Here is an 8,599-nt window from a genome sequence, read left to right as displayed (position 1 = left end):
GGCCCGCCCACCGGGCGGGCCGCTCCGGCCCCCGGGCCGCGATCAGCGCGGCGGGCCGGCCGGCGCGGATCCGTACGGCACGGTCGGCGCGGATTCGTACGGCATGGTCGGCGCGGGCGCTACCGGCGCGGGCGGTACGGGCGCCGGGAGCTTGCGGATCCGGCTCAGGGTGGCCAGGTTGACCAGCATGGTGACCGGGTTGATCACCAGGGACGCCAGGCCCCACCAGCCCTGCCACAGGCTGTTCAGGTTCATCCGCCGGACGGCCGCCTCCCCGCAGCTGCGGCAGAACGGGCCGGGCAGGCTCAGGAACCGCATCATCACCAGGAAGCCCTGGTGGCCGCGGACGGTGACGTTCACGGCGGGCGTCGAACCGCAGAAGCGGCAGGACGGACCCGCCGGGTACGGGCCCCCGGCCCCGGGGTGCGGGGCGTGCGGAGCGTTCTGCTGGGGCGGGACGGGTATGGACACGCTGTTCCTCGGGGGAGTGGTTCGACCGGAAGCAGGCGGAGGGTATCGGGTCCGGCCGACGGAGCGCAGCGGTTTTCGCGGACGGTCCGCCCCGGAAGCGTCCGGGCGGTCACACGCCGCCGGACCATTCGAGCACACAACCTCCATGGCGCGGGGTGCTTTTCACATCTTCTGGTGACCATTCATCAACCCTGGGTAGCGTCCACGATCCCTGAACACCAGAGCACGGGCGAGCGGCAGACACCTCTCGCGGGAGGCACCGATGGGATCGATGGACCACTTCAGCTTCGGCTGGCTCACGCCGATGCTCTCCTACGCGATGGCCTGCGTCGGCGCTGCCCTCGGCCTGCGCTGCACCCTGCGCGCGCTCTCCGCCACCGGCACCTCCCGGCGCAACTGGCTGCTCACCGCCGCCGCCGCGATCGGCTCCGGCATCTGGACGATGCACTTCGTCGCCATGTTCGGCTTCACCGTCGACGGCACCGACCTGCGCTACGACGTCCCGCTGACCGTCCTCAGCCTGCTGGTCGCGGTCGCCGTCGTCGGCCTCGGCGTGTTCGTGGTCGGCTACGGGCGCCACCGCGGCCGCAGCCTGCTGCTCGGCGGCCTCACCACCGGCGTCGGCGTCGCCGCGATGCACTACCTCGGCATGTCCGCCGTCCGGATCCACGGCGAACTGCGCTACCAGGCGGGCACCGTGGCGCTGTCCGTGCTGATCGCCGTCGGCGCCGCCACCGCCGCGCTCTGGGCCGCCGTCACCATCCGCAACGTGTACGCCGCCGCCGCGGCCGCGCTGGTCATGGGCATCGCCGTCAGCTGCATGCACTACACCGGCATGGCCGCCGTCCACGTCCACATGGAACCCGCCCGCACCGGCCTCGGCGGCGCCACCCCCATGCAGTTCGTCTTCCCGCTCGCCGTCGGACTCGGCTCCTTCCTCTTCCTCACCTCCGCCTTCGTCGCGCTCTCCCCGACCGCGCAGGAGCGCGCCGCCTACCGCGAGGCCGGCGAACTCGCCGTCGAGGACCTCGGCCGCGCCGCCTGAGCCCCCCTTCGCACGGCCCCGCCCCGCCCGAACGCCCCGACGACCCGTAGCCCGAAAGGCCGGCCACACCCATGCGCGCAAGCCGAGGCACCTCCCGCAGCGGACCGCCCGCCCCCAGCACCCCGCGCGGGCCGGCCCGCACCCGGCCCGGCGCACCGCGGCGCGGGGCGCACGCCGGACCGCCCGCCGACGAGACGCCGCTCACCCTCCCGGCGCCCGCCCGGGTCGGCCTGCGGCCGCGCACCGTCCGGGCCCGGATCGTCGCCGTGCTGATGGTGCCCGTGGTGTCCGTGATGGCGCTCTGGGCGTTCGCCACCGTCACCGCCGCGGGCGACGTCTGGGACCTGCTGCGGATCAAGGAGGTCGGCGCCACCCTGCGCACCCCCCTCGACCGCACCGTCGCCGCCCTGCAGGCCGAACGCGCCGCCGCCGGCCAGTACCTGGCCGCCCCCGGCCCCGACGGGGAGGCCGCGCTGCGCGCCGCCGGACAGGACACCGACCGGGCCGCCGCCCCGCTCACCCTCGCCCCCGGCTACAACCGGGCCGACGCCGAAGGGCTCGGCCCCGAGGCCGCCGACCGCCTCGACACCCTCGGCCGGGTCGTCGGCGCCCTCCCCGCGCTGCGCGGCAGACTGCTGGCGCACGGCGTCTCCTGGGACGACGCCTACACCGTCTACACCGCCGCCGTGGACGACGCCCTCAGCGCCACCGGATCGCTCACCGCCCTCCAGGACCACCGGGTCGCCGCGGACGCCCGGGTGCTGCTCGAATTCGCCCGCTCCCGGGAGCAACTCGCCCGCGAGGAAACCCTGTTGAGCGCCGCCCAGCGCACCGGCCGGCTCACCGGGGCGCAGTACCGGCAGATCGTCCAGGCCGGCTACGCCCGCGCCCAGTTCGAGCAGAGCGCCGCCCCCGACCTGCGGCCCGCCGACCGCGCCGCGCTCGCCGTCGTCACCGGCAGCCCCGAGTACCAGGAACTCCGGCGCTACGAGGAGCAGTTGGCCAACGCGACGGACCCGGCCGCCGCCCTGCAGTCGGTCACCGGAACCCGCTGGACCGCCGCCACCGACACCGTCTCGCACGCCCTGGCCGGCGTCGAACGGCAGGCCGGCGCGGCCGCCGCCGAACGCGCGAACCCGTACGCGCTGGGCCTGTTCAGCACCTCCGGCGCCACCGTGCTGCTCGGCCTGGTCGCCGTCCTCGCCTCGCTGCTGATCTCGGTCCAGATCGGCCGCGGCCTGGTCGCCGAACTGCACGCCCTGCGCAACTCCGCGCTCGAACTCGCCGGACGCAAACTCCCCGCCACCATGCGGCGGTTGCGGGCCGGCGAGGAGGTCGACGTGGACGCCGAGGTGCCGCCGCGCGACCACGGCGGCGACGAGATCGGCCAGGTCCACCACGCCCTCGACAGCGTCCAGCGGGCCGCCGTCACCGCCGCCGTCGAACGCGCCGAGGTGCTCTCCGGCGTCTCCGGCGTGTTCGTCAACCTGGCCCGCCGCAGCCAGGTCCTGGTGCACCGCCAACTCACCCTGCTGGACGCCATGGAGCGCCGCACCGAGGACCCGGCCGAACTCGACGACCTGTTCAAGCTCGACCACCTCACCACCCGGATGCGCCGCCACGCCGAGGGCCTGATCATCCTCTCCGGCGCCGCCCCCGGCCGCGCCTGGCGCAAGCCCGTCCCGCTCACCGACGTGGTCCGGGCCGCCGTCGCCGAGGTCGAGGAGTACGCCCGGGTCGACGTCCACCGCCTCCCGTACGCCGCCGTCACCGGCCCCGCCGTCGCCGACCTCACCCACCTGGTCGCCGAACTCGTCGAGAACGCCACCGGGTTCTCGCCCCCGCACACCAAGGTGCAGATCCGCGGCGAGGCGGTCGGCAACGGCTACGCCCTGGAGATCGAGGACCGCGGCCTGGGCATGGGCCCCGAGGCCCTCGCCGACGCCAACCGGCGGATCGACGCCAGCGACCAGGTCGACCTCTTCGACAGCGACCGCCTCGGCCTGTTCGTGGTCAGCCGGCTGGCCAAGCGGCACGGCGTCAAGGTCTCGCTGCGCCCCTCCGCGTACGGCGGCACCACCGCGATCGTGCTGCTGCCGACCGAGCTGCTCGACCCGCGCGAGAGCGAACCCCAGCCGGACGCCCGGGAGTTGGTCACCGTCCCGGAACTCCCGCCGACCGTCCGGCCGCTGCCGCACGCCCCCGCGCCCACTCCGCCTGCCACCCCCCGGCCGGCCCCGCTCCCGGCGCCCCTTCCGGCGCCGCGCCCGTCCCCGCGCCCGGCTCCGCCGCCGTCCCCGGCCCCGGTGGCGCCGCCCGTGCAGGCGCCGCCCTCGCCGGCCCCGCCCGCCGAGCAGGAGGACGAACTCCCGCGCCGGGTGCGGCAGGCCAGCCTCGCCCCGCAACTGCGCGAGGCCCCCGAACCGCCCCGCCCCGGGCTGCGCCCCGCCGAACCCGCCCACCGCGACCCCGAACAGGCCCGCTCCGCGATGACCGCCCTCCAACAGGGCTGGCAGCGCGGCCGGGGCCCCGCACCGGAAGACCACCCCTTCGACAGAGGAGACCGTGCCCGATGATCGGCACCACCCGCCAGAGCGGCGAACTCAACTGGCTCCTCGACGAGTTGGCCACCCGGACCGCCCGGGTCAGGTTCGCCGTCGTGCTCTCCGCCGACGGCCTGCCGATGGGCAACTCCACCGGCCTCGGCCGCGAGGACGCCGAACACCTGGCCGCCGTCGCCTCCGGCTTCCACAGTCTGGCCAAGGGCGCCGGCCGGCACTTCGACGGCGGTGAAGTACGCCAGACCATGGTCGAGTTGGAACGCGGCTACCTGTTCGTCGCGGCCGCCGGGCAGGGCTCCTGCCTGGCCGTCTTCGCCGAACCCGACGCCGACCTCGGCCTGGTCGCCTACGAGATGGCCCGCCTGGTCCGCCGGGTCGGCGAACACCTGCACGCCGCCCCGCGCGGCTACTAGGCCCCGGGCCCCGCCTCAGCAATCACGAACGCCCGATCGAGAAGGGGGAGTTGGCCGATGGCCTACCCGCCCAGGGAGTACCTGCCCGGCACCCCGTTCGGCTACCCGCCGCCGCCCGACCGCCCCGTCCAGTGGTACGACGAGGACGCCGGGCCGATGGTGCGCCCCTACGCCCTCACCAAGGGGCGCACCCGCCCCGGCCAGCCCTTCGACCTGATCGCCCTGGTCGTCACCGACATCCCCGACCCGACCGTGCTGCCGGTCGGCCCCGAACAGACCGCCATCCTGGAGATCTGCCGGGGCAACGCGCTGTCCGTCGCCGAGATCGCCGCCGACCTCGACCTGCCGCTCGGCGTGGTCCGGGTGCTGCTCGGTGACCTGCTGGACGCCGAGCACATCCGGGTCAGCCGACCCGTCCCGCCCGCCCTCCTCCCGCACGAACACATCCTCCAGGAGGTCATCCATGGGCTTCGCGCCCTCTGACAGCACCGACCTCGCCCTGAAGATCCTGGTCGCCGGGGGCTTCGGCGTCGGCAAGACCACCCTGGTCGGGGCCGTCAGCGAGATCAAACCCCTGCGCACCGAGGAGCAGTTGACCGCGGCCGGCACCGAGGTCGACGACCTCGGCGGGGTCGAGCGCAAGACCACCACCACCGTCGCGATGGACTTCGGCCGGATCACCATCCGCGAGGGCCTGTCGGTCTACCTCTTCGGCACCCCCGGCCAGGACCGCTTCTGGTTCCTCTGGGACGAACTCGCCCAGGGCGCGCTCGGCGCCGTCGTCCTCGCCGACACCCGCCGCCTCACCGACTGCTTCCCCGCCGTCGACTTCTTCGAGCACCGCGGCATCCCGTTCGTGGTCGCCGTCAACCGCTTCGAGGGCAGCCGCTCCTTCCGACCCGCGGACGTCTCCCGGGCGTTGGACCTCGACGAGGCCACCCCCGTGGTGCTCTGCGACGCCCGCGAGCGCGCCTCCGGCAAGGACGTCCTGATCAGCCTGGTCGAACACGCCGGGAAGGTGCACGCGGCCCGGGTGCTCGCCCAGGCCCGCAGCTGACCGCCCCGGGCCCGCACCCGACCGCCCCGGGCCCGCAGTTGACCGCCCCCGGCCCCGGCCCCGGTGGCCGTGCGGACACCGGGGCCGGGGCGCGGCCGGTCAGTGCTCCTGGCCGACCCGGTCGACGATGCGCTCCTCCAGGACCGCCGTGCTGAAGACCGCGCTCGGGTCCGCCGCGATCTGCTCCGCGGTGGGCTCGCCGACCGGCGGGGCGCCGTCCGGGCCGACCGGCGGCAGGTACTTGAGCAGCACCTCGCGCAGCCCCAGGTAGGCGCCGGTCCGCGCGTCGAAGATCAGGGCCACCCGCTGGGTGCCGTTCATCCCGACCACGGCCACGCCCCCGCGGCCGTCCGCGTCCACCTGGTCGGTCACCACCGAGGTGCCCGGGAGCATCGCCGCCGCCCGCATCAGGGCGCCGGCCGCCGCCGGGGGAGCGGACACGTTCTGGAAGACCATCTGGATGTCCCCGAAGGCCAGTTGGTTGCGCATGACCTCCGTCATCGCCGAGGGCGGGGACACCTGGAGGGAGCGGTCGGCCTCCAGCAGCATGCGCTTCAGCGCGGCCGGATCGGTGGGGAGCGAGGCGAGGAACCGGTAGGTGATCCGGTCCGGGAAGCGCGGTTCCGGGAAGACGCCGTCCTGCGCGAACAGCCGTCCCGGGTCCGGCTGGACCGCGTTCGGGTCCCGCCCGGGGAGGGCCATCTCCGGATCGATCATCCCGCCCTCGGCCTTCCCGTCCACCGACCACCAGGTCTTCCGCTCGCGGCGCGGCCACTGGCCGCCGTCATGGACCTCCCTGCTGTAGGTGAACTGTCCGTCGCGCGCCCCCGGATCGGGCCGGGCGGCCACGGCCGCGGCCGCCCGGTCGAGCAGCCCGGCGGCGTCGGTCGGCTCCGGACCGGGCACCGACGGGACCGCGGCCGTCGCCGTGCTCGGGGCGGACGGCGAGGGCGGCGTGCTGGCGGCCGGGCCGGCGGGGGCGGGCCGCGCGCCGGTGTGTCCGGGCAGCAGCAGTGCGCCGGCCGCCACCGCGGTCACCGCCAGCGGCGACGCCACCATCCAGACCAGCTTCCGCCGTGCCCCCCGGGCCCGCGGTGTCGGCTCGGTGCGGCCGATCTCGTTCATCAGGTGCTCCTTCAGTAGCCGGTGGCGGTCGGCGGCGAGCATCTCGGGCCTGTCGTTCATCGGATGTCCCCCTGCATCGACCGGGCCGCGCCGGCGCGGCCCTCCCGTACCTGTCCGGACCCGCCACCGGGTTCCCGGCCGTCCCGCGCCTCCCGCAGCTCCTGTTCGGCGAGGACGCGCAGCCGCCCCCGGGCCCGGGAGAGCCGGGAGCGCACCGTGCCGACCGGCACGCCCAGCGCCGTCGCCGTCGCCGCGTAGTCCAGCCCGACCCACACGCACAGCCGGAACACCTCGCGCTCGCCGCGCCGCAGCCGCTCCAGCGCCCGCCGGACGGCGTCGAGCCGGTCGCCGTCGTCGAGCCGGGCGACGAGCTCCTCGGTGAAGTCGGGCACCGCCTCGCGCTCGGGCAGCCGGGCCATCGCCGCCCGGTGCCGGCGCCCCGCCCGGGTGGTGTTGCGCAGCACGTTGGTGGCGATGCCGAACAGCCAGGGCCGCACCGTCCCGCCCTCCTCCTCCAGCGAGGCGCGCAGCCGCCACGCCTCCAGGAAGGTCAGCGAGACCACGTCCTCGGCCGCCGCCCAGTCGCCGAGGGTCCGCAGCGCGTACCCGTACACGGCGCCGGCGTGCTCGTCGAAGAGCTCCCCGTACGCCCCTTGTTCCCCGGCGCGCAGTCGCGCCCGTATCGAGAGTTCCACGTCCCCTCCTGTCCGCAGCCGCCCGGGAGTTCCCGGTCCGGCGGGGGAAAACCGGGTGCCCGGTCCGCGCGGCAGCCCCTACCATGGCGGACGTGTTCCGCACCCGCGACTAGGACCCCGCACCGCGACCGCCCGCCGCACCCGGCGCCGCGGTCGCTTCGGCGTCCCCGTCCACCGGCGCACCGCGCGCCGTCGTCGTTGAGGAACCCTTCTTCGCCATGTCCACGTCATACATGGCCGTGCTGCGCGCCCCCGGCGCCGCCCGGCTGATCCCCGCCGCCCTGCTAGGCCGCCTCTCCTACGGCACCGCCCCGCTCTCCCTGCTGCTCGCCACCGCCGCCACCACCGGCTCGTACGCCCGGGCCGGCTGGCTGATGGCCCTCTTCTCCGCGATCAGCGTCCTGCTCTTCCCCACCCGCGCCGGACTCGTCGACCGGTACGGCCCCCGGCGCGCCCTGCCCCCGATGGCCACCGGCTACGCGGCCGTCCTGCTCGCCCTGGCCGCCACCACCTGGCACCCCGGCACCCCCTACCCCGTCCTGCTGGCCCTCGCGGCCGCCGCCGGCACCCTCGCCCCACCGCTCGGCCCGGTCACCCGGGCGCAGTGGAGCGTCATCGCCACCGACCCCGAACTGCGCCGCCGCGCCTACAGCCTGGACACCGTCGCCGAGGAACTCCTCTACGTCACCGGCCCGCTGCTCGCCGGCCTGCTCGCCACCACCGCCCGCCCCGCCCTCGGCCTGCTGCTCAGTGCCGCCCTCGCCCTCACCGGAACGCTCGCCCTCGCCGCCATCGCCGTCCCCCTCGCCCCCGCCCCCGGCGCCACCGCCCCGGCACCCCGCGCCGCCACCCGGGAGCTGCTCGCCCGAGCCCGCCAACCCCTCGCCGCGGCAGCCGGCGCCGGCGCGGGTCTCGCCGCGTTCTCCCTGCTCGCGGTGGTCTTCGCGAGCCGGCACGGCCGCCCCGCGGACGTCGCCTGGGTCGAAGCCGCGCTCGCCGCGGGCAGCGCGACGGGCGGACTCGTCCTCGGCACGATCGACTGGCGCGCCCCCGCCGCGACCAGACTCACCGTCCTCACCGCCGCCCTCACCAGCGCCCTCGCCCTCGCCGCCCTCGCCCCCACCCCACCCGGCCCCACCCCCCGCGCCGCCCCGGGCCGCCACCGCCGGTGCCCCCCCCCCACCACCCCCCCCACGGACACCCGACCAAAACGCCCCCCCCCCACCCGCACC

Annotated in this window: 9 protein-coding genes; 6 read left to right on the top strand and 3 right to left on the bottom strand. The window is 76.0% G+C overall.

Annotated features, from left to right (window positions below; all coding sequences use genetic code 11):
• Positions 1-42 precede the first annotated feature (42 nt).
• Positions 43-471, bottom strand: coding sequence for a hypothetical protein (locus tag ACFUEL_RS29460; protein WP_380239817.1), 429 nt, complete (start codon positions 469-471; stop codon positions 43-45).
• 262 nt (positions 472-733) lie between these two features.
• Here ACFUEL_RS29460 and ACFUEL_RS29455 point away from each other — a divergent pair, with 262 nt between their 5' ends.
• From ACFUEL_RS29455 to ACFUEL_RS29435, 5 genes are all read left to right on the top strand, one after another.
• Positions 734-1,516, top strand: a complete 783-nt coding sequence (locus tag ACFUEL_RS29455) for an MHYT domain-containing protein (RefSeq protein ID WP_380239816.1) — start codon at positions 734-736, stop codon at positions 1,514-1,516.
• Between the two features lie 71 nt (positions 1,517-1,587).
• Positions 1,588-4,092 carry a nitrate- and nitrite sensing domain-containing protein gene (locus ACFUEL_RS29450; RefSeq protein ID WP_380239815.1) on the top strand — a complete coding sequence of 835 codons (2,505 nt, stop codon included), beginning with the start codon at positions 1,588-1,590 and terminating at the stop codon, positions 4,090-4,092.
• Positions 4,089-4,490 (top strand): roadblock/LC7 domain-containing protein, encoded by a 402-nt coding sequence (locus ACFUEL_RS29445; RefSeq protein WP_380239814.1) that lies wholly within the window; start codon positions 4,089-4,091, stop codon positions 4,488-4,490. The genes ACFUEL_RS29450 and ACFUEL_RS29445 overlap by 4 nt, the downstream gene beginning before the upstream one ends.
• A gap of 57 nt (positions 4,491-4,547) precedes the next feature.
• Positions 4,548-4,973, top strand: coding sequence for a DUF742 domain-containing protein (locus ACFUEL_RS29440; protein WP_380239813.1), 426 nt, complete (start codon positions 4,548-4,550; stop codon positions 4,971-4,973).
• Positions 4,954-5,547 carry an ATP/GTP-binding protein gene (locus ACFUEL_RS29435; RefSeq protein WP_380239812.1) on the top strand — a complete coding sequence of 198 codons (594 nt, stop codon included), beginning with the start codon at positions 4,954-4,956 and terminating at the stop codon, positions 5,545-5,547. Before ACFUEL_RS29440 ends, ACFUEL_RS29435 begins: the two co-directional genes overlap by 20 nt.
• 99 nt (positions 5,548-5,646) lie before the next feature.
• Here ACFUEL_RS29435 and ACFUEL_RS29430 read toward each other — a convergent pair whose 3' ends face one another.
• Positions 5,647-6,732: a CU044_5270 family protein gene (locus ACFUEL_RS29430; RefSeq protein WP_380239811.1), complete on the bottom strand. Its 1,086-nt coding sequence runs from the start codon at positions 6,730-6,732 to the stop codon at positions 5,647-5,649.
• Positions 6,729-7,367, bottom strand: a complete 639-nt coding sequence (locus tag ACFUEL_RS29425) for an RNA polymerase sigma factor (protein WP_380239810.1) — start codon at positions 7,365-7,367, stop codon at positions 6,729-6,731. The genes ACFUEL_RS29430 and ACFUEL_RS29425 overlap by 4 nt, the downstream gene beginning before the upstream one ends.
• A gap of 218 nt (positions 7,368-7,585) precedes the next feature.
• Between ACFUEL_RS29425 and ACFUEL_RS29420 the strand changes: the two genes are divergently transcribed.
• The coding region (locus ACFUEL_RS29420) for an MFS transporter (RefSeq protein WP_380239809.1) at positions 7,586-8,599 on the top strand (1,014 nt) is incomplete at its 3' end.

Source organism: Kitasatospora sp. NPDC057198, from assembly GCF_042670125.1.
Classification (GTDB): domain Bacteria; phylum Actinomycetota; class Actinomycetes; order Streptomycetales; family Streptomycetaceae; genus Kitasatospora.
This window is presented reverse-complemented; position numbering and strand designations above follow the sequence as displayed.

Excerpts from the sequence above, each read along its gene's own strand:
- ACFUEL_RS29455 (WP_380239816.1), top strand. The coding sequence starts at position 734 with ATGGGATCGATGGACCACTTCAGCTTCGGCTGGCTCACGCCGATGCTC.
- ACFUEL_RS29450 (WP_380239815.1), top strand. The coding sequence starts at position 1,588 with ATGCGCGCAAGCCGAGGCACCTCCCGCAGCGGACCGCCCGCCCCCAGC.
- ACFUEL_RS29445 (WP_380239814.1), top strand. The coding sequence starts at position 4,089 with ATGATCGGCACCACCCGCCAGAGCGGCGAACTCAACTGGCTCCTCGAC.
- ACFUEL_RS29440 (WP_380239813.1), top strand. The coding sequence starts at position 4,548 with ATGGCCTACCCGCCCAGGGAGTACCTGCCCGGCACCCCGTTCGGCTAC.
- ACFUEL_RS29435 (WP_380239812.1), top strand. The coding sequence starts at position 4,954 with ATGGGCTTCGCGCCCTCTGACAGCACCGACCTCGCCCTGAAGATCCTG.
- ACFUEL_RS29430 (WP_380239811.1), bottom strand. The coding sequence starts at position 6,732 with ATGAACGACAGGCCCGAGATGCTCGCCGCCGACCGCCACCGGCTACTG.